Below are 17945 nucleotides of genomic sequence, written 5' to 3' on the forward strand. Positions count from 1 at the left end.
GGCTCAGACCTCGGCCGACTCGGTGACGGATACATCGCGACTCAACGCAGCGCGCAGCTTCGAGCGGTCGAGTTCCTTTTCCCACGCCGACACGACCACCGTCGCCACGCCGTTGCCGACGATGTTCGTCAGCGCGCGGCATTCGCTCATGAAGCGGTCGATGCCGAGAATCAGCACCATGCCCGACAGAGGAATGGTCGGCACGACGGCGAGCGTTGCCGCCAGCGTGATGAAGCCTGCGCCCGTCACGCCGCTCGCGCCCTTCGACGTCAGCATCGTCACCGCGAGCAGCGTCAGTTGCTGGCCCCACGTCAGGTCGGTGTTGGTCGCCTGCGCGATGAACAGCACGGCCATCGTCATGTAGATGTTGGTGCCGTCGAGGTTGAACGAGTAGCCCGTCGGCACGACGAGGCCGACCACCGAGCGCGAGCAGCCGAGCTTTTCGAGCTTCAGCATCAGTTGCGGCAGCGCCGCTTCCGACGAACTCGTGCCCAGCACGATCAGCATCTCTTCCTTGATGTACGCGACGAAGCGCAGGATGTTGAAGCCGACCATCTTCGCGATGATGCCGAGCACCACCACGACGAACACGATCGAGGTCAGATAGAACGTGCCGATCAGCTTGAGCATCGGGATCAGCGAGCCGATGCCGTACTTGCCGATGGTGAACGCCATCGCGCCGAACGCACCGATCGGCGCGAGCTTCGTGATGATGCCGACCATGCCGAACAGGATGCTCGACAGGCTTTCGATGAAGTTCGTGACCGGCTTGCCGCGCTCGCCGACATGCGTGAGCACCGCGCCGAACAGCAGCGCGATCAGCAGGATCTGCAGGATTTCACCTTGCGAGAACGCCGACGACAGCGTGTCCGGGATGATGTGCATGAAGAAGTCGACGGTCGACTGGCCATGCGCCTTCGCGGCATACGACGCGACTTCCTTGCCGTTGAGCGTGGCGGGGTCGACGTTGAAGCCGACGCCCGGACGCAGCAGGTGCGTCGCGGCCAGGCCGAGAATCAGCGCGAAGGTCGAGACAATTTCGAAGTACAGCAGCGCCTTGCCGCCGACGCGCCCGACCTTCTTCATGTCTTCCATGCCGGCGATACCCGTCACGACGGTACAGAAGATGATCGGCCCGATCACCATCTTGATCAGCTTGATGAACGCGTCGCCGAGCGGCTTCATGTCGGTGGCGAGCGCGGGATAGAAGTGTCCTAGCGCGATGCCGATGATGATCGCGACGATCACCTGCACGTAGAGGACTTTATAAATAGGTTTCTTCACGATGGTGTTCCTGCAATGGAGTAAAGCCAGGGTGGACCGAAGGCCGGTCACGCAGCGCATGGCGAACGTTTCGACGTCCGTCATCTGCACGGGCGATCAGGCCGCAGCACGACGAAATGACGACGAAATCAGAGGGACCAGAACAGGAACTCAGGCATCGTTGTCTCCTTGCTTTTTAGTTGACGGGCCTTGCGGCCGCGCTTTCTTTTTGCAAGGTCGATGCCAGCGTTTGTTTTTAGCTTAATCCGTTGATTGGAAAAGCAAATCTCAAACGGCCGCGAACGCGAACTTCCGGGTTTCCGGAAATCCGGAATCCAGGCGTCCGGATTCCCGAACGCCTTACTCCATAAGGCTTAGGGCTAACCCTAAGCCTGCGCGCCCTCTTCCAGCACCAGCAGATTCTCATGCGAGAACCCGAGCGCCACCGGCTGGCCGCGTTCGGGCAAGCGCCGATTCGGGTCGTTGAAGATATCGAGGGACACCACTTCGTCTTTCACGCGCGTACGGATGCGCACGATCGCGCCGAGGAAACTCACCTCTTCGACCGTCGCCGTCAGCGTGTTGCGGCCCGTGGCGGGCGCTTCCAGCACGATCGCCTCGGGTCGCACGGCGAGCATGCGCTTCTTGCCGGCGTCGTCGGCGGGTAGCGGCTGCGTGGTGTGCAGCTCCTGGCCGTCGACGGCCATGCGTCCCGTCGACGGATCGATCACGTGGCCCGACAGGATATTCAGCGTGCCGACGAACGACGCGACGAAACGCGTACGCGGATAGTTGTAGATCTCGAGCGGCGTGCCGACCTGTTCGACGCGCCCTTCGTTCATCACGACGATGCGGTCGGAAATCGACAGCGCTTCTTCCTGATCGTGCGTGACGAAGATCGACGTGATGCCCAGCTCGCGCTGCAACGCGCGAATGTCCTGACGCAGCGAAATGCGGATCTTCGCGTCGAGCGCCGACAGCGGCTCGTCGAGCAGCAGCACTTGCGGCTTGCCCGCGAGCGCGCGCGCCAGTGCGACGCGCTGCTGCTGGCCGCCCGACAGCTGCCACGGATACCGTTCGCCCAGATGCGGCAGCTTGATCAGTTGCAGCATCTCGTCGACGCGCTGTTTGATCTCGCTCTGCGGCCGGTTCGCGATCTTCAGCCCGAAGCCGATATTCTCCGCGACCGTCATGTTAGGAAACAGCGCGTACGCCTGGAACACCATGCCGACCTTGCGTTGCCGCGTACGCAGATGCGTGACGTCGCGCCCGTCGAGATGGATCGTGCCGCGCGTCGGCGTTTCGAAGCCGGCGATCATGCGCAGCACGGTCGTCTTGCCGCAGCCCGACGGCCCGAGAAACGTGATGAACTCGCCGCGCTCGATCTTCATGTCGAAGTGATGCAGCGCCGTGTTTGCGCCGAACGCCTTGTGCAGACTGTCAATTTCAAGAAATGCCATGATGTTGCCCCAGCCTCAATTCAAGGTTTCTGCGCGGCGAGCGTGCGCGCGGAGCCGAATACCTGGATCAGCCCCATCGACGCCCAGGTGACGGCGAACGCAATGATCGCGAGCGCGGACGGCTCATACGCGCGGTTCGCGCCGATCAGCTGCAGATACGGACCGAACGCCGGACGGTCCAGCAAACTCGCGAGCGTGAATTCGCCGATCACGACCGCAAAGGTGAGAAACGCGCCCGACAGAATGCCCGAGCGGATGTTTGGAAAGATCACCTTGAACAGAATGGTCGGCCAGTTCGCGCCGAGACATTCGGCGGCTTCCGTCAGCGAACGGATGTCGACGGCGCGCAGGCCCGCGTCGACCGCACGGTACATGTAGGGCAGCGACAGCGTCACGTAGCCGAACACGAGCAGCAGGTCCGTCGCGCGTTCATTCGACGTGAGCGGCAGAATCGAGCTGCTGTTGTAGATGCGCAGATAGCCGAACACGATCACGATCGCGGGCACGACGAGCGGCAACAGCGTGATGAACTCGACGATGCCGCGCAGCTTCGGCAGGCGCAACTGCACCCAGTACGCGGTCGGCACGACGAGCAGCACGCCGACGACGATCGTCAGCAGCGCCATCAGGATCGAATAGCCGAACGACGCCTGAAAGCGCGGATCGCCGAGCACGACCCGGTACGCATCGAAGCTGTACGTGCCGCGTCGCATGCGCAGGCTGAATTCAAAGGTCGCGATAAGCGGAATCAGAAAATACAGCGAACCGACGATCATCGCGGTCCATGCGCCCACGCGCGATTGCCTGTTCATCGCTTTCCCCTTTCAGCGCGCGAGCGCAGCCAGATATAGCCGCCGTTCGACAGCCCCGTCACGAGGATCATGCCGAGCGCGAGCGCGTAGCCGAGGTTCTGGTTATGCAGCACGTCGCCGCGAATCTGCGCGTAGAGGAGGATCGTCACAATGTTCAGCGAGCTGCCCGTCAACGCATACGCCGTCGCCACCGCGCCGAACGAGTTCGCGAACAGCAGCAGCGCCGCGCCGAGCACGCTCGGCCATAACACGGGCAACGCCACGTAGCGCCAGTACTGATACGCGGTGCCGCCGAGGCAGTCGCACGCTTCCCGCCATTCACGCTTCAGGCCGTCGAGTGCGGGCGTGACGATCAGCACCATCAGCGGAATCTGGAAGTACAGATAGGTGAGCGTCAGCCCCCAGAAGCTCAGGATGCTGAAGCCCGTCGAATAGAGATTGATGTCCGCGTATTTCTTCAGCAGCACCGTCACGAGACCGACGCGGCCCAAGGTGCAGATGAACGCGAACGCTAGCGGCACGCCCGCGAAATTGGACGCGACGCCCGAGAACGTCAGCAAGGTCGGACGAATCCAGCCGGGCAGCTTGCCGTGCACGGCCGCCCACGCGAGCAGCGAGCCGAACACCGCGCCGCCGAAGGCCGATGCCGCGCTGACCTTGAAGCTGATCCAGTATGCGTCGAGCGTATTTTCCTGGAACAGGTCGCGCATGTTGGCGAGCGTGAAGTGACCTTGTGCGTCCTGGAACGCGCCGACCATCAGAAAGCCGGTCGGCAGAATCAGGAACAGCAACGCGAAAATGAAGAACGGCAACACGCCGATCCACGTCCAGATGGGCGACGTCCGGCCCGGACCATCGACCTTCGGCGCAGGTTGCGGCACGGACGGAACCATCAGGTCCGCCTGGCCGCCGCCGCCCGGCCCGGCTTCCGATGAAGCGCTCATAACTCACCCTCGAACAAACCCGACTGCCATCGCGCAACGAACGCGCAGCGGGCCACGCAACATACGCGGCCCGCAGCACGCAATCACGCAGCGCTCATTCGACGTCTTACTTGACGTTCGCGCCGACCACCTGGTCCCATTGCTTGGTCACGACATCCTTCGTCGCATCCTGCTGCTGCAGCGTCGGGAACACCGCGTTCTTGTATGCAGATGCGGGCGGCAGTTTGTCGAGCAGCGCCTGCGGCACCTTCTTCTGCGATACGAGTTCGTTGTAGCGGATCGGGTGGCAATAGCCCGTCAGCCAGCCGATCTGGCCTTCGTCCGAGTACAGGTATTCCATCCACAGTTTCGCTGCGTTCGGGTGCGGTGCGTACGCGCTGATCGCCTGCACGTAGACGCCCGCGACGACACCCGTCTTCGGCACGACCACCTGCACCTTCGGATTGCCCTTCAGCGTGTCGCGATCGGCGAGCGCGTTGTAGTCCCAACGCACGATGATCGGCGTCGTGCCCTGTGCCAGCGATGCCGCCTTGCCGATCACGGGTACGAAGTTGCCGTTCTTGTTCAGATCGGCGAAGTACTTGAGGCCGGCTTGCGCAGCCTTGCTCGCGTCGCCCTTCGCAGCCGACAGACCCGCGGCGTACACGCCCTGGATCGCCTGGTTCGCCGAGCGCGGATCACCCGCGAGCGACACGGCGTTCTTGTAGTCCGCCTTCTGCAGATCGCTCCAGTCGGTCGGAACCTTGTCGATCATGTCGGCGTTCACTTCGAACGACAGCACGCCGTAGTAATCGCCGTACCAGTAGCCTTCGGGATCCTTGTTGTCGTTGGGGATCGACTTCCACGTCGCCACCTTGTACGGCTGCAGCAGACCTTGCGCCTTCGCCGTCGGGCCGAACGACAAGCCTACGTCGATCACGTCGGGCGCCTGCGGGCCCTTGTTGCCCTTGTTTGCCTTGATCGCTTCGACTTCGTCGCCGGAACCTGCATCGGGATTCAGCTCGTTGACCTTGATGCCGTACTTCTTCTGGAAGTCCGCGATCATCGGACCATAGCCACACCAGTCGTGCGGCAGCGCGATCACGGTGAGCTGCCCTTCCTGCTTCGCTGCCGCGACGAGCGCGTCGGGTGGCGCTGCCAGGACATTGCCCGCGGCGGCCACGCCGGACGCCAAAAGTAAACAACGCAACGTGGTCGGTTTCATAGTGTTCTCATCCTTTGCCGAAGATTGCTACGTTAGGAAAACTGCCTTTCGACGTCTTTCTTTGTCTGCGTGTGCGGCCACACTTTTCGTTCAGTTCACGACGTCCGCGCCGATCATATCGAGGCGATCGGTACAAATCATGTCAACGCCCCACTTCGCGAGTTCGCGCGCACGCACCGGATCGTTCACGGTGTACGCGAGCACGCGCAAGCCGGCATCGCGGATCGCGCGGATGTTCTGTTGAGTCAGGTGCTTGTGATCGGCATGCAGCGACACGCACGCGAGTTCGCGCACGATGGAGAGCCAGTCGTCGGGCAGCGCCTCGAACAACATGCCGCGCGGCAGAGAAGGCGCCGCATCGCGCGCGGCCTTCAGGGCGTCGAACGAAAAGGAAGAGAGAAGCGGCTTCTGCTTGCGCCACAGATCTTTGGCCGCCAGCGCGACGAGCCGCCCTGTGATTTCATCGCGGCCAGGACAAGGCTTGATTTCAACGTTCGCTGCAATCGCTTCGCTCGTGCAACGGGCCGCGACCTGCGCGAGCGTCGGCAGCCGTTCATCCTTGAAGCGCGCGTCGAACCATGCGCCTGCATCGAGTGATGCAAGCTGTTGCCATGTGTGATCTGCTGCGGCGCCGTGACCATTCGTCGTGCGGTCGAGGTCGTCGTCGTGCAGCAGAAAGATCTGGTTATCTGAAGAAAGCTTCGCGTCGAACTCGATCATCCTGTAGCCGAAACGCGCGCACATCTCGAAGCCCGCGAGTGTGTTCTCCGGCGCAAGCTTGCCGCCGATTCGATGCGCGACGAGCCGTGGGTACGGCCAGTCCGCGGATAATGCCTGATCGATCCCGTTGCCCATCGTGCTTGCCTTCACAAAGATCTGATGGAACTTCAGCCTGCATTCGACGGCGCGCATTGCACCGTTCTATCTTATTCTGAGGATCGCGAAAGGATGGTCTTCCATACGCGATACGACACAGGCTTGTCATTGCACGACATTCGGCTTGGCGCGAACATGACGCAGCGGATATTTCATTTCGTTTTCGAAAACGCGCTGTTCGCAATGTTTCAAATCGGGCGCGAATGCCTCAGAATGCGAAGGCTAAATACAAATACCCAAAGTTGCAAGCTCCCAAAAAAATACAACCTCGAAGCTGCACAGGCGAAGCGCCGTCATGCGTTCTGACATAGCCTCGACATATTCAATTGGTAGTGATCCTGTGCGGGAATACGCGGATAACGGGCGCATTGCGCGCGGGATGCTCAACTTCAAATACGGACAGGCGAGGAACGATACGCATGTGGCAGGAAGACCGTCATCAAAGAATACGCGCGCTGCTCTCGACACTCAAGCGCGTGTCGACGGAGCGCATCATGGCGGATCTGGGCGTATCGCGCGAAACGGTTCGCCGCGACCTGCTCGATCTCGAAGCGCTCGGGGAACTGCGTCGCGTGCACGGCGGCGCGATCAAGCCGGCCGACGAAGCGCCCATCGCCGAACGCGCGCAGACGCATGTCAAATCGAAGAAGACGATCGCCAAGGCCGCAACGGCAATCGTCGCGAGCGGCCAGACGCTGTTCATCGACGCAGGCACGACAACGGCAGCCCTCGCCGATGAACTCGCGAAGCTCGCGAACCTCACCGTCATCACCAACTCGATCGATGTCGCGATGAAGATGCGCGGCGCGCCGGACCAGCGCGAATCATGGGCGAACGAAGTGATTCTGCTGGGCGGCTCGATCAGCGATCGCGCGCTGTCCACCACGGGCGACACGACCATACTCGACATCCAGCGATATCGCGCGGACATCGCGCTGCTGTCGCCTGTCGCCGTCGATCCGAAACACGGCGCGAGCAACTATGACCGCGCGGAAACGGAAGTCGCGCGCGCGATGGTGGCGAATGCGGACAGCGTCGTGATACTCGCGGACTACAGCAAGATCGGACAGCGCAGCCGTATCGCGTACTGTCCGCCTGAGAAGATCGATCTGCTGATCACGAATCGCAAAGCGTCGGAGATTGCGACGTTTTCTCAACTCAAGCGCAAAGTGGGCAAGGTGATACTCGCGTGAGGACGCGTTAAGGCTGTTGAGTGAGCGTCGCGGCCGCTGCGTCCTCATGCATGCGTTTGCGCAAGCGCGTATCGTGCAGCGCACCTGCCGCGTCGAGCACCGGGTACGCAGTCGAACAGAACAGCGAATTGAGCCGCTTCATGTCGCTGATCACATCGAGATGCAGTGCACTCGTTTCGACACTGCGCAGCGTCTCAACCGCGAGCCGGTCCAGATGCTTGTATGAATACGCGCGTTCGAGATCGCGAAAGCGCTCTTTCTCCGCGAGCAGCAATTCCGCGCAGCGCAGATCGTTGTTCAGGAATACCGACAGGCCGAGCTGCAGATTGCCGACCAGCCGCGTATGAAGATCGTCGAGTTCGGCGAGACCTTCTTCGGAAAACGCAAGGCGATGCGCAATCTTCTTCTCTTCGATGTCGACGACGATGCGCTCGATGATGTCGCCCGCATGTTCGAGGTTGATGGTCAACGCGATGATATCGGTCCAGCGACGGCTGTCGGCGTCATCGAGCTGTTCGCGGGAAACCCGCGCGAGGTACGCCTTGACCTCTGCATACAGATGGTCGACGTCGTCGTCCATGCGGATCGTGTCGCGCGCCTTTTGCGGGTCGTTGTGATGGATCAGATGCGAGACGTTGTCGAGCATCGCGCGCACGATATCGCCGATGCGCAGCACTTCGCGCGCGGCATTCGATAGTGCGAGCGTGGGCGTCGCGATCGAGGCGGCGTCGAGATGCATCGGACGAAGCTGACCATTCGGATCCGGCCGCTCCGGCAACACACGGCAGCATGCGCGCGCAACGCTGTCGATGAGCGGCAGGCATGCGCAGCAGCGCAGCGTGTTGTAGATCACATGGAAGCCGACTACGGCTTCGCGCGGATTGCTGATCAACACGGGCAGGCCGCGCGCGAGCAGTGACGTGAACGGCAGGATCAGCAACGCGCCCGCCAGCTTGAACGCGAGACTGCCGAGCGCCAGACGGCGTGCCGCAGTGTTCTGCGCGAGCGTGCCCGCGAGTGCAAGCAGGCCGCTGCCGAGATTCGCGCCGATCACGAGACACAGCGCCACCTTCAACGAAATCACGCCCGACGATGCGAGCGTCGCCGTCAGCAGCACCGCTGCAAGACTCGAATACGAAATGACGGCGAAGGTCGCGCCGACCAGCGCATCGAGCATCGTGTCGCCCGTCAGCGCGCCGAACATCACGCGTACGCCGGCGCCATGCATCATCGGCTGCGCGCTTTCGACGATCAGATGCAACGCCAGCAGAATCAGCCCAAGGCCGATCGCGGTGCGGCCCACCTGGCCCGAGCGGTTCTGCTTGCGAGAGAGAAAGAGCGGTACGCCGAAGACGATCAGAAACGGCGACAGCCACGACAGATCGAGTGTGAGAATGCGCGCCATCAGCGCCGTGCCGACATCGGCTCCCAGCATGATGGCAAGGCCGCTTGCGAGCGGCAGCATGCCTTGCGCTGCGAACGACGTGACGATCATCGCCGTCGCGTTGCTGCTCTGCACGAGGCTCGTGACGCCGACGCCCGCCGCAAATGCCTTCGCGCGGCTATTCGTGCTGCGCGCCAACGCGCGGCGCAGATCGGCGCCCCACACGCGCAGAATACCGGTGCGCACGATATGCGTGCCCCACACCAGCAACGCTACACCCGACAACAAGTTCAGCAGAATCAGCATAGGCACGACGCTTCAGGACTTCCGCGATCGCCCGGAATGCCTGCGCCGTTATGATTGACGCAGCCGTCCCGAACCCATGCCGACTAGTGTTGCACATATTTGCGTAGTTGTAATTTTGTGCGTTTTGCTGTTTTGTGGCATTTGCAACAGATTGTGTTCGGCTGGCCGCGTGGGGTAGAAAACAAAAAAGCCCGCTTTCGCGGGCTTTTCTTCAAGCTGTTGCTACTGCGAACGCCGTTCAGACCACGCCTGCATCGTGCGCCTGCACATCGGCGTGATAGCTCGAACGCACCATCGCGCCAACAGCCGCGTGCGTGAAGCCCATCTTGTACGCTTCTTCCTCGTACATCTTGAACGTGTCGGGATGCACGTACGCACGCACGGGCAGATGGTGCTCGGACGGCTGCAGATACTGGCCGATCGTCAGCATGTCGACGTTGTGCTCGCGCAGATCGCGCATCACTTGCAGGATCTCTTCTTCCGTCTCGCCGAGACCGACCATCAGGCCCGACTTCGTCGCGACATCGGGATGCAGCGCCTTGAAGTCCTTCAGCAGCTTCAACGAATGCGCGTAGTCCGATCCCGGACGCGCTTCCTTGTACAGACGCGGCACCGTTTCGAGGTTGTGGTTCATCACGTCGGGCGGCGCCGCGTTCAGAATGCCGATCGCGCGATCGAGACGGCCGCGGAAGTCCGGCGTCAGGATTTCGATGCGCGTTTCCGGCGACAGCTCGCGCGTCTTCTGAATGCACTCGACGAAGTGCGCCGCGCCGCCGTCACGCAGATCGTCGCGGTCGACGCTGGTGATCACCACGTATTTGAGCTTCAGCGCGGCGATGGTGCGCGCGAGGTTGCCCGGCTCTTCCGGATCCAGCGGATCGGGACGGCCGTGACCAACGTCGCAGAACGGGCAGCGGCGCGTGCACTTGTCGCCCATGATCATGAACGTCGCCGTGCCCTTGCCGAAGCATTCGCCGATGTTCGGGCAGCTCGCTTCTTCGCACACCGTGTGCAGGTTGTGCTCGCGCAGAATCTGCTTGATCTCGTAGAAACGCGAATTGCCCGTCGCGGCCTTCACGCGGATCCAGTCGGGCTTCTTCAGCTTTTCGATCGGAACGATCTTGATCGGAATGCGCGCAGTCTTGGCTTGCGCCTTCTGCTTGGCGGTAGCGTCGTAGGGAGCGGCCCCGGCTGCGCCGTTGACGGGACTCGAGGCTGCGGGATTCGCGGTAACGTCAGTCATTCGTTCGTTCCAGTCAGGCGGTGATGGCACCGGCCTGCGGTAGGCCGACGGCTGCGGGGATGCCGTCGATGTTGGCGATGAGGCTTGCTGCAAGGGTTCGGGCTACGTCGTCCCAGCCGGCTGCGACGCCGAGCGTCGCCATATCGACTGTTTCGAGCCCCGCGTAACCACACGGATTGATGGCGAGAAACGGCTGCAGGTCCATTTTCACGTTGAGGCTGACGCCGTGATAGCTGCAGCCGTTGCGTATCTTCAGACCTAATGCGGCGATCTTCGCGCCGGCGTGCAGCCCGGCATTCGGCTGCTCGGGCGACACATAGATGCCCGGCGCGCCTGCCTTGCGTTCACCGGCGAGATTATACGCCGCGAGTGTGTCAATCACGGCCTGCTCGATCCGCGTGACCAGTTCGCGCACCATCAGCTTCCGGCGGCGCAAGTCCAGCAGCAGATAGCCGACGACCTGCCCAGGACCGTGATAGGTGATCTGCCCCCCGCGATCGACCTTGACGAGCGGAATGCCGCTGTCGGCGGCCAGCAGATGCGCGGGGTCGCCGGCCTGACCGAGCGTGAAAACGGGCGGATGTTCGACGAGCCAGATTTCGTCTGAGGTTTCGGGGGTGCGCGAATCGGTGAACGCGCGCATCGCGTCGAAGCTGGCCTGATAGTCTTCCGAGCCGCGCCAGCGAACGATCACCGGCTGTACGGCGGCGCCTTGCGCGGCCGCGCCGGACGCTACGGCGCCCGACTGAACGGAACTCGAAGATTCGGGGGACGGTGAAACCGGCGTGGCACACATGATTGCGGCAGTTTACCGAAATCCTGCGCACCTCGCCGACCGTGACAGCAATAAGTGGGATCTGATTTGTGAATCAGACGGTCCGCCATCCCGAGCGCAGCCACGTCCCGAAACGCTCGCCGACGCGGGCAAACCAGTTGAGCGCCTTTTGTTCCGGGCGTGTCGGCACGAGGAACGCGACGCGCGCCTGCGTTCCGCGCTCGACCGACAGCCAGAGCCGCTCGCCACGCCGCAAACGCAGCGTCTTGCCCGGTTCGAGCCAGTAGTCTTCGACATCGTCGCTGCGCGTCACCCACACCGCGCCGCCCGACACGGCCAGCCGCGTGCTGCGCGTGACCTTCATCGGAACGGTTTCGCCGGCTACGATTTCAAACGTGATGCTAGAGGAAATTTCTCGCATGATGGCCTCGCCAAAAATCGTTTCATGGCTACAATCGTAGGCGTGACAAGGGTTTACGCCAAACGATCATTTTTCACGGCTATGTGAGAAAAATTGCGATGGATCTTCGTCAACTACCTGCACTGAATGCGATCAAGGCCTTCGAGGCCGCCGCCCGCCACGAGAGCTTCTCGCGCGCCGCCGATGAGCTGTACGTCACGCACGGCGCCGTCAGCCATCAGATTCGCGCGCTCGAAGAAGAGCTTGGCGTGAAGCTGTTCGCCCGCGACGGCAAGCGCGTGCGGCTCACCGATATCGGCCGTCGATATGCCGCGCAGGTGCGCACGGCGCTGATTTCGCTGGCGGAAGCGACGCGCGAGATTCGCGCCGGCGACCGCGACCGGCGGCTCGTCGTGTCGATGCTGTCGTCGTTCGCGGCGCGCTGGGTGACGCCGCGCATCGGCCGCTTCATCGAGGCGAATCCGCAGTGGGATCTGGAACTGCTGTCGACCAACGCGCTCACCGATTTCGCCCGCGACGACGTCGATTGCGCGATCCGCTTCGGCTACGGCAACTATCCGGGGCTGCACGCCGAACTGCTGCTCGAAGAGGTGTTTTTCCCGGCCTGCTCGCCGACCTTCAACGGCGGCAACCTGCCGAAAACGCCCACCGATCTGGCGAACGTGCCGCTGCTGCGCTCCGACGACGAGCTATGGCGTCCGTGGTTCGATGCGGCCGGTCTCAACGACTGGCCCGAGCCGAAACGCGGCGTGCTGTATCAGGATTCGTCGAATCTGCTGCAGGCGGCCATCGACGGCCAGGGCGTCGCGCTCACGCGCCGTTCGCTGGCGATGCACGAGGTCGCGGCTGGTCGGCTCGTAAGACTGTTCGATATCGACGGTCCGAGCCCGTGGCAGTACTACTTCATCTGCACGCCGCAGTTGATGCAGACGGCGCGTGTGAAGGCGTTTCGGGATTGGGTGTTCGACGAAGTCGGGCGCTTCCGGCTGCTGTTCGAGAAGGCCTGCACCGAGAATGCGATGCGCTCGTCGACGGATGGGGCAAAGACAACGGGACTGGACACGTTGCACGTCCAGCTTCCGGCGGCGCAAGCGGAGCGCTGACACTCCCGCCTGCTCGCCGAACCACAATTTACAGCACGACCTTGACCATCGGATGCCCGGTCAGCGCCCGGTAAATGTCATCCAGATGCTCGCGATTCAGCGCGCGCACCGTCACCGTCAAACCGGTGTAGTTGCCGCCGCTCGACGGCCGCACTTCGACACGCTCCGCGTCGAACCCGCCGTCGAACTGGCGGATCACTTCGACGATCGTCGTCTGGAAATCCGGGTGCGACTTGCCCATCACCTTGATGGGGAAATCACACGGAAAATCTATCAATGATTCGTTCACGGGACTCATCCTCGACTCCTTTACTCACCGCACGCAATCACCCTATATGATTGCGCGCGGCGAAAAAGCAAGCCGCAGATCTTCTTGCTTTTCGCTTGTCTACGGCTTACTTCTTCTTGTTGAACATCAGCATCATCGAATCCCACACGCGGCCGACGATACCCGCCTGCGGCACCGCCTGCAGCGCGACCAGCGGCACCTGCGCGAGCGTCTTGCCATCGGCGACGAACTTCACCGTGCCGACCTGCTGGCCCTGCGCAATCGGCGCGATCAGCGGATCGGCGTGTTCGACCTGCGGCTTGGCCTTGTCGGCCATACCCTTCGGCAGCGTGATGTACTGATCCGTCGTCACGCCGAGCTTCACGGTGTCTTGCGAGCCCTTGTAGACGCGCGGCGTCTCGACGACCTGGTTCGCCTTGTACAGGCGCACCGCGTCATATGCGGAATAGCCGTAGTTCAGCATCTTCAGGCTGTCCTGCACGCGGTCGTGTTCCTTCTGCTCGCCCATCATCACCGTCACCAGACGGCGCGACGCATCCGGCACGCCCGGCAGCGAACGCTTCGCGCTCGCGATCAGGCAGTAGCCGGCCGCTTGCGTGTGGCCCGTCTTCAGGCCGTCGACGGTCGGGTCGATCCACAGCAGACGGTTGCGGTTCGGCTGCTTGATCTTGTTATACGTGAATTCCTTGACGGAAAAGATGTTGTAGTAGTCCGGATAGTCGCGGATCAGGCGCGCCGACAGGATGGCGAGGTCGCCAGCCGTCGTGTAGTGCTGCGGATCGGGCATGCCGTTCACGTCGGCGAAGTGCGTGTTCTTCATGCCGAGCTTTTGCGCTTCCGCGTTCATCATGTTGACGAACTGCGCTTCGCTGCCGCCGACCAGTTCGGCCAGCGCGATGGCGGCATCGTTACCCGACTGGATGATCATGCCGTACACGAGATCGTGCACCGTGACGGGCTTGTTCGCCTCGATGAACATGCGCGATTCGTCGTTCTTCACGCGGCGCACGGCCTCGCTCGGATTGATCGACTGATCCATCGTGATCTTCTTCGACGCCAGCGCTTCGAACGTCAGATACGCCGTCATCAGCTTGGTCAGCGAGGCAGGTTCCACGCGCTCGTCCGGATTGCCCGATGCGAGCACCTGGTTGCTGGTTGCGTCGACGAGCACCCACGAGCGCGCGTTCACGCCCGGCGGCGGCACCTGCGCGAACGCAGTGCCCGCGACGAGCGCTGCTGGCAGTGCGAGACCCAGCGCGAATTTGCTGGCGGCGGATTGCGGAACGAAAGAAGCGAGACTGGGAAGGCTGAAGGAGCCGGATTTCGAAAAGCGCATAGGGTCGATTCGGGCAGAAATGGGCTGGGCGCGCAAAGGATGCGCAGTTCGGATGATTCGCGTGATGCCGGACTGGCAGGCGCCGCCGCACGCATTCGGTGCGGCGTCGTTTTGACTGCTCGTCAGACAGTCTGCCACGCGGTCGGTTCGCGCAGCGCGCCTCGCATCTCGCGCCGAATTCGCCGCCATGAACTCACGAGCGAGGCGATTCGATCCACCAGATGGGCAACGCTGCGCCCAAAAAAAGAGCGCTCATTATACGCGCGGCCGCCTGACAATTTGCCCTACGTCATTGAGTTTTCCCGCATTTTTCGCGGGTTTTTTGCAACATGAGCGGCACGCGGCCGCTCATTTTCACGACGCGTCAGCGAGGCGTAATCAGCGCCACGCGTCGACGATGACGCGCTTGAGAATATGCAGCTTGCGATGCAGGAAATGCTCGGCGCCCGGAATCACGACGACGGGCAGTTCCTGCGGCTGCGCCCAATCGAACACGGACTGGATCGGCACCGTGTCGTCGGTTTCGCCGTGAATCACGAGCGTATTTTCCGGCACGGGCGCAACCTCCCAGCGGCTCGCCGCCGTGCCGACGAACACCATCCGCTCGATCGCCTGCCCTTCTTCGCGCAACCGCGCGGCGACATGGGACAGCACGAACGTGCCGAACGAAAAGCCCGCGAGCACGAGCGGCAAATCGGCCTGGCCCGGCTGTGCGCGCATGTGGTCGAGCACGGCGCGCAAGTCGTCGCGTTCGCCGACGCCCGCGTCGTGCGTGCCCTGCGTTTCGCCGACGCCGCGGAAATTCGACCGGTACGTGACGTAGTTCAGCCCGACCAGCGTGCGTGCGAGCGTCTGCGCGACCTTGTTGTCCATCGTGCCGCCGAACAGCGGATGCGGGTGCGCGACGAGCGCGATGCCGCGCGGCGCGGCGCCGCCGTCGCGGCTGGCGTCGGGTGCGTCGACGGCTACTTCGATCTTGCCGACCGGGCCGTCGATCAGATATTTCTTCGTGTGTACGTTCATCTTGTGTGGGCAGGTGACGCGGTTAGCGGTCGATCAGAAGACGTTCGACGATCTTGCCGTTCGCGAGATGCGACTCGACGATCTCGTCGATATCGGTCTTGTCGATGTACGTGTACCAGACGCCTTCCGGATACACGACGATGGTCGGGCCTTCCTCGCAGCGGTCGAGGCACCCCGCCTTGTTGATGCGCACCTGGCCGGGACCGGCGAGACCGAGTTGCTTCACGCGTTTCTTCGCGTATTCCTGCATTTCCTGCGCATTGCAGTTCGCGCAGCTGGGACGCGTCGCGCCCGGTTCGCGCTGGTTCAGACAGAAAAAGACGTGATGCTTGAAGAAGGAATCCATGATGGCTGACGTGTGAGATCCGTAGCGAGGCGCTCTGCATGCATCACGCGGCCCGCCGGAAGCAGGGATGAGAGGGCCCGTCGATTATAACGACGGGGATCGAAGACCGCAGATCGACGCGGGCGCATCCCGTTCGACGGCTCAAGCGCGCGACCCGCGCCCCTTCGACAGCAATGCCCGTTCCGCCGACAACCCGACCCACACCAGCACGGCATACGGCCACATCCACGCGAGCCAGCGCGCGAGTCCGTTGAAATGCAGATAGCGGCCTTGCCGCCAGTCGGCGAGCACGACGTCGAAATACGGATTCACCGGCAGCAGATTGACGAACACCAGCGACACCGCGAGCGCGAGCACTGCGACTGCCGCGCGCGAACTGCGCGGCAGCTTCAACGCCAGCAACATCGCGACGAAGCCGCTGGCGAGGCCGATCAATGCGCCGGGCGTCGCCCAGTTGAACGCGAGTCCCGATTGCGACTGCAGGAAGGTGGCGCCCGCCTTCACGAACAGCATCGCGACGACGAACGCGATCAGCAGACGCACGCGCGGCGCGCGCTCGCGCATCGGCAGCGACGCGAGCGCGCCCGCCGCCAGCAGATTGAGTGCGGTGATGACGGCTTCCCACGTGTCGTCGGGCATCCACGCCGCGACGAGCGCGGGCCACGCCGGCACATGCCACGCGGCGGGCGTCCACGCGAGCAGCGCGTCTTGCATCGTCGAATCGGAACGCAGCCACAATTCGCGCGGCCACGAGCCGAGCCCGAGCAGCAGCGGCGACGGATACATCGTCGCGAACGGCCACAGGCCCGCAAGGCCGATCACGGCCGTGCTGTCGCGCTCGAACCAGAGAAAGCGCATCCGTCGCAGCATGCCGCGATCGAGCAGCGCGCCCGTCAGCGGCGACATCAGCGTCGCGCCGAACAGCGCGCCGAGCGCGTTCGCGGCAAGATCGAGATTCGACGCGACACGCGTCGGCAGATACGTCTGCACCGCTTCCATCGCGCCCGACAGCAGCGTGCCGAGCCCGAACGCACACGCCACGGCCAGCGCGCCGCGCCAGCGCGGATAGACGGCGAGCACGACGAGCGCGCCGAACGGCATGTACCCGAGCACGTTCGTCACCACATCGAAGGCGGTCAGGTATTGCGGGACGGGATCGAACAGATAGTCGAACGGGCCGAGGCCGAGCGAGCGCCAGCCATAGAACGGATACCAGGAGCCATACACGATCAGCGCCGCGTACAGCACCAGCGCCTGCCTCGCAAACGCCGACGGACGACGCTGCCACGGCTTGTCAGCCATGCAGCGCCTCCGTGACTGCGCGGCAACCCGTCATTGCTGCGCGACGAGCGCCTGCACGCCGAGCCATGCGGAAATCTGCGCGACGAGATCGTCGCTGGCGGCAGCGAGCGCACGCGCGCCGCCCGCCGCATCGGCCGAACTCGCGGGCGCACGCGCGATGAACGTGCGCTGCCCGGCGACCTTGCCGCCGACGATCAGCGTCGTGCGCGCGGTGACGGAGCCGTGACTTTCGGACTCGCCGTCGAAGTCCTGTTCGAACACGTCGAGATCCACCTTCAGCACGGGCGCGCTCACGCCGTCGGAGCCCGTCAGCACGGTGCCGCGCGACGACAGCGCGTTGCGCAGACGCTGCGTCAGAAGTTGCGCGGGCGGCATCGTCCAGTGACTGTTCGCGTACGCTGCCGTCTGCTGCGCGTCGGCGTACCCGAGACGATAGACGAGCTTGTCGGTATTGAGCGTGGCGGGCGCGGTGACGTCGAGCACCTTGATGGCCGGCATCGTGCCCGTGCTGCCGGGCAATGGCGCCGGGCCGAGGTCGTAGCGATAGTCGGAGATCGCAGCCGGGTTGCCCACGCAGCCCGCCAGCGCGCCGAGCGCGAGCAGCACGGCAGCGAGCGCGGCGCGCGAGGTGAAGAGTCGGTTGATCGAGCGTGACATGCTGTAGT

Annotated in this window: 18 protein-coding genes; 2 read left to right on the forward strand and 16 right to left on the reverse strand. The window is 63.1% G+C overall.

Annotated features, from left to right (window positions below):
- Positions 1-3 precede the first annotated feature (3 nt).
- From G3N95_RS22695 to ugpQ, 6 genes are all read right to left on the reverse strand, one after another.
- Complete coding sequence (locus tag G3N95_RS22695) at positions 4-1284, reverse strand: dicarboxylate/amino acid:cation symporter (RefSeq protein ID WP_205972311.1); 1281 nt, start codon at positions 1282-1284, stop codon at positions 4-6.
- A gap of 365 nt (positions 1285-1649) precedes the next feature.
- Positions 1650-2723 (reverse strand): ABC transporter ATP-binding protein, encoded by a 1074-nt coding sequence (locus G3N95_RS22700; RefSeq protein ID WP_205972312.1) that lies wholly within the window; start codon positions 2721-2723, stop codon positions 1650-1652.
- 20 nt (positions 2724-2743) lie between these two features.
- Positions 2744-3535: an ABC transporter permease gene (locus tag G3N95_RS22705; RefSeq protein ID WP_205972313.1), complete on the reverse strand. Its 792-nt coding sequence runs from the start codon at positions 3533-3535 to the stop codon at positions 2744-2746.
- Positions 3532-4479, reverse strand: a complete 948-nt coding sequence (locus G3N95_RS22710) for an ABC transporter permease subunit (protein ID WP_205972314.1) — start codon at positions 4477-4479, stop codon at positions 3532-3534. Before G3N95_RS22710 ends, G3N95_RS22705 begins: the two co-directional genes overlap by 4 nt.
- A gap of 106 nt (positions 4480-4585) precedes the next feature.
- The gene (locus G3N95_RS22715) at positions 4586-5683 is read right to left on the reverse strand and encodes an ABC transporter substrate-binding protein (RefSeq protein WP_205972315.1); all 1098 of its coding nucleotides are present in this window, start codon (positions 5681-5683) and stop codon (positions 4586-4588) included.
- Between the two features lie 90 nt (positions 5684-5773).
- Entirely contained in the window at positions 5774-6538 is a 765-nt protein-coding gene (gene ugpQ, locus G3N95_RS22720) for a glycerophosphodiester phosphodiesterase (RefSeq protein ID WP_205972404.1), read from the reverse strand.
- A 440-nt stretch (positions 6539-6978) separates the two neighbouring features.
- Between ugpQ and G3N95_RS22725 the strand changes: the two genes are divergently transcribed.
- Entirely contained in the window at positions 6979-7752 is a 774-nt protein-coding gene (locus G3N95_RS22725) for a DeoR/GlpR family DNA-binding transcription regulator (protein ID WP_205972316.1), read from the forward strand.
- 7 nt (positions 7753-7759) lie between these two features.
- Here the strand turns inward: G3N95_RS22725 and G3N95_RS22730 are convergent, their stop codons facing one another.
- The 4 genes from G3N95_RS22730 to G3N95_RS22745 all read right to left on the reverse strand — a co-directional run bounded on the left by G3N95_RS22730 (position 7760) and on the right by G3N95_RS22745 (position 11881).
- The gene (locus tag G3N95_RS22730; RefSeq protein WP_205972317.1) at positions 7760-9442 is read right to left on the reverse strand and encodes a Na/Pi cotransporter family protein; all 1683 of its coding nucleotides are present in this window, start codon (positions 9440-9442) and stop codon (positions 7760-7762) included.
- 238 nt (positions 9443-9680) lie between these two features.
- Positions 9681-10685 carry a lipoyl synthase gene (gene lipA / locus G3N95_RS22735; RefSeq protein ID WP_205972318.1) on the reverse strand — a complete coding sequence of 335 codons (1005 nt, stop codon included), beginning with the start codon at positions 10683-10685 and terminating at the stop codon, positions 9681-9683.
- Between the two features lie 13 nt (positions 10686-10698).
- Positions 10699-11481 (reverse strand): lipoyl(octanoyl) transferase LipB, encoded by a 783-nt coding sequence (gene lipB / locus G3N95_RS22740; RefSeq protein ID WP_205972319.1) that lies wholly within the window; start codon positions 11479-11481, stop codon positions 10699-10701.
- Between the two features lie 73 nt (positions 11482-11554).
- Positions 11555-11881 carry a DUF2917 domain-containing protein gene (locus tag G3N95_RS22745; RefSeq protein WP_205972320.1) on the reverse strand — a complete coding sequence of 109 codons (327 nt, stop codon included), beginning with the start codon at positions 11879-11881 and terminating at the stop codon, positions 11555-11557.
- 98 nt (positions 11882-11979) lie between these two features.
- Here G3N95_RS22745 and G3N95_RS22750 point away from each other — a divergent pair, with 98 nt between their 5' ends.
- Entirely contained in the window at positions 11980-12984 is a 1005-nt protein-coding gene (locus G3N95_RS22750) for a transcriptional regulator GcvA (RefSeq protein WP_205972321.1), read from the forward strand.
- 28 nt (positions 12985-13012) lie between these two features.
- Here G3N95_RS22750 and G3N95_RS22755 read toward each other — a convergent pair whose 3' ends face one another.
- The 6 genes from G3N95_RS22755 to G3N95_RS22780 all read right to left on the reverse strand — a co-directional run bounded on the left by G3N95_RS22755 (position 13013) and on the right by G3N95_RS22780 (position 17937).
- The gene (locus G3N95_RS22755) at positions 13013-13282 is read right to left on the reverse strand and encodes a DUF493 family protein (protein ID WP_012399635.1); all 270 of its coding nucleotides are present in this window, start codon (positions 13280-13282) and stop codon (positions 13013-13015) included.
- A gap of 97 nt (positions 13283-13379) precedes the next feature.
- The gene (locus G3N95_RS22760) at positions 13380-14609 is read right to left on the reverse strand and encodes a D-alanyl-D-alanine carboxypeptidase family protein (protein ID WP_205972322.1); all 1230 of its coding nucleotides are present in this window, start codon (positions 14607-14609) and stop codon (positions 13380-13382) included.
- A 378-nt stretch (positions 14610-14987) separates the two neighbouring features.
- Entirely contained in the window at positions 14988-15632 is a 645-nt protein-coding gene (locus G3N95_RS22765; RefSeq protein WP_205972323.1) for an alpha/beta hydrolase, read from the reverse strand.
- A 22-nt stretch (positions 15633-15654) separates the two neighbouring features.
- Positions 15655-15978, reverse strand: coding sequence for a ferredoxin (locus tag G3N95_RS22770; RefSeq protein WP_205972324.1), 324 nt, complete (start codon positions 15976-15978; stop codon positions 15655-15657).
- A gap of 141 nt (positions 15979-16119) precedes the next feature.
- Positions 16120-17280: a VanZ family protein gene (locus tag G3N95_RS22775; RefSeq protein WP_205972325.1), complete on the reverse strand. Its 1161-nt coding sequence runs from the start codon at positions 17278-17280 to the stop codon at positions 16120-16122.
- Between the two features lie 30 nt (positions 17281-17310).
- The gene (locus tag G3N95_RS22780) at positions 17311-17937 is read right to left on the reverse strand and encodes an ABC-type transport auxiliary lipoprotein family protein (protein ID WP_205972326.1); all 627 of its coding nucleotides are present in this window, start codon (positions 17935-17937) and stop codon (positions 17311-17313) included.
- Positions 17938-17945 lie beyond the last annotated feature (8 nt).

Origin of the sequence: Paraburkholderia sp. Tr-20389, from assembly GCF_017104565.1 — a bacterium.
Taxonomy (GTDB): Bacteria; Pseudomonadota; Gammaproteobacteria; order Burkholderiales; family Burkholderiaceae; genus Paraburkholderia.

Excerpts from the sequence above, each read along its gene's own strand:
- G3N95_RS22700 (WP_205972312.1), bottom strand. The coding sequence starts at position 2,723 with ATGGCATTTCTTGAAATTGACAGTCTGCACAAGGCGTTCGGCGCAAAC.
- G3N95_RS22705 (WP_205972313.1), bottom strand. The coding sequence starts at position 3,535 with ATGAACAGGCAATCGCGCGTGGGCGCATGGACCGCGATGATCGTCGGT.
- G3N95_RS22710 (WP_205972314.1), bottom strand. The coding sequence starts at position 4,479 with ATGAGCGCTTCATCGGAAGCCGGGCCGGGCGGCGGCGGCCAGGCGGAC.
- G3N95_RS22715 (WP_205972315.1), bottom strand. The coding sequence starts at position 5,683 with ATGAAACCGACCACGTTGCGTTGTTTACTTTTGGCGTCCGGCGTGGCC.
- ugpQ (WP_205972404.1), bottom strand. The coding sequence starts at position 6,538 with ATGGGCAACGGGATCGATCAGGCATTATCCGCGGACTGGCCGTACCCA.
- G3N95_RS22725 (WP_205972316.1), top strand. The coding sequence starts at position 6,979 with ATGTGGCAGGAAGACCGTCATCAAAGAATACGCGCGCTGCTCTCGACA.
- G3N95_RS22730 (WP_205972317.1), bottom strand. The coding sequence starts at position 9,442 with ATGCTGATTCTGCTGAACTTGTTGTCGGGTGTAGCGTTGCTGGTGTGG.
- lipA (WP_205972318.1), bottom strand. The coding sequence starts at position 10,685 with ATGACTGACGTTACCGCGAATCCCGCAGCCTCGAGTCCCGTCAACGGC.
- lipB (WP_205972319.1), bottom strand. The coding sequence starts at position 11,481 with ATGTGTGCCACGCCGGTTTCACCGTCCCCCGAATCTTCGAGTTCCGTT.
- G3N95_RS22745 (WP_205972320.1), bottom strand. The coding sequence starts at position 11,881 with ATGCGAGAAATTTCCTCTAGCATCACGTTTGAAATCGTAGCCGGCGAA.
- G3N95_RS22750 (WP_205972321.1), top strand. The coding sequence starts at position 11,980 with ATGGATCTTCGTCAACTACCTGCACTGAATGCGATCAAGGCCTTCGAG.
- G3N95_RS22755 (WP_012399635.1), bottom strand. The coding sequence starts at position 13,282 with ATGAGTCCCGTGAACGAATCATTGATAGATTTTCCGTGTGATTTCCCC.
- G3N95_RS22760 (WP_205972322.1), bottom strand. The coding sequence starts at position 14,609 with ATGCGCTTTTCGAAATCCGGCTCCTTCAGCCTTCCCAGTCTCGCTTCT.
- G3N95_RS22765 (WP_205972323.1), bottom strand. The coding sequence starts at position 15,632 with ATGAACGTACACACGAAGAAATATCTGATCGACGGCCCGGTCGGCAAG.
- G3N95_RS22770 (WP_205972324.1), bottom strand. The coding sequence starts at position 15,978 with ATGGATTCCTTCTTCAAGCATCACGTCTTTTTCTGTCTGAACCAGCGC.
- G3N95_RS22775 (WP_205972325.1), bottom strand. The coding sequence starts at position 17,280 with ATGGCTGACAAGCCGTGGCAGCGTCGTCCGTCGGCGTTTGCGAGGCAG.
- G3N95_RS22780 (WP_205972326.1), bottom strand. The coding sequence starts at position 17,937 with ATGTCACGCTCGATCAACCGACTCTTCACCTCGCGCGCCGCGCTCGCT.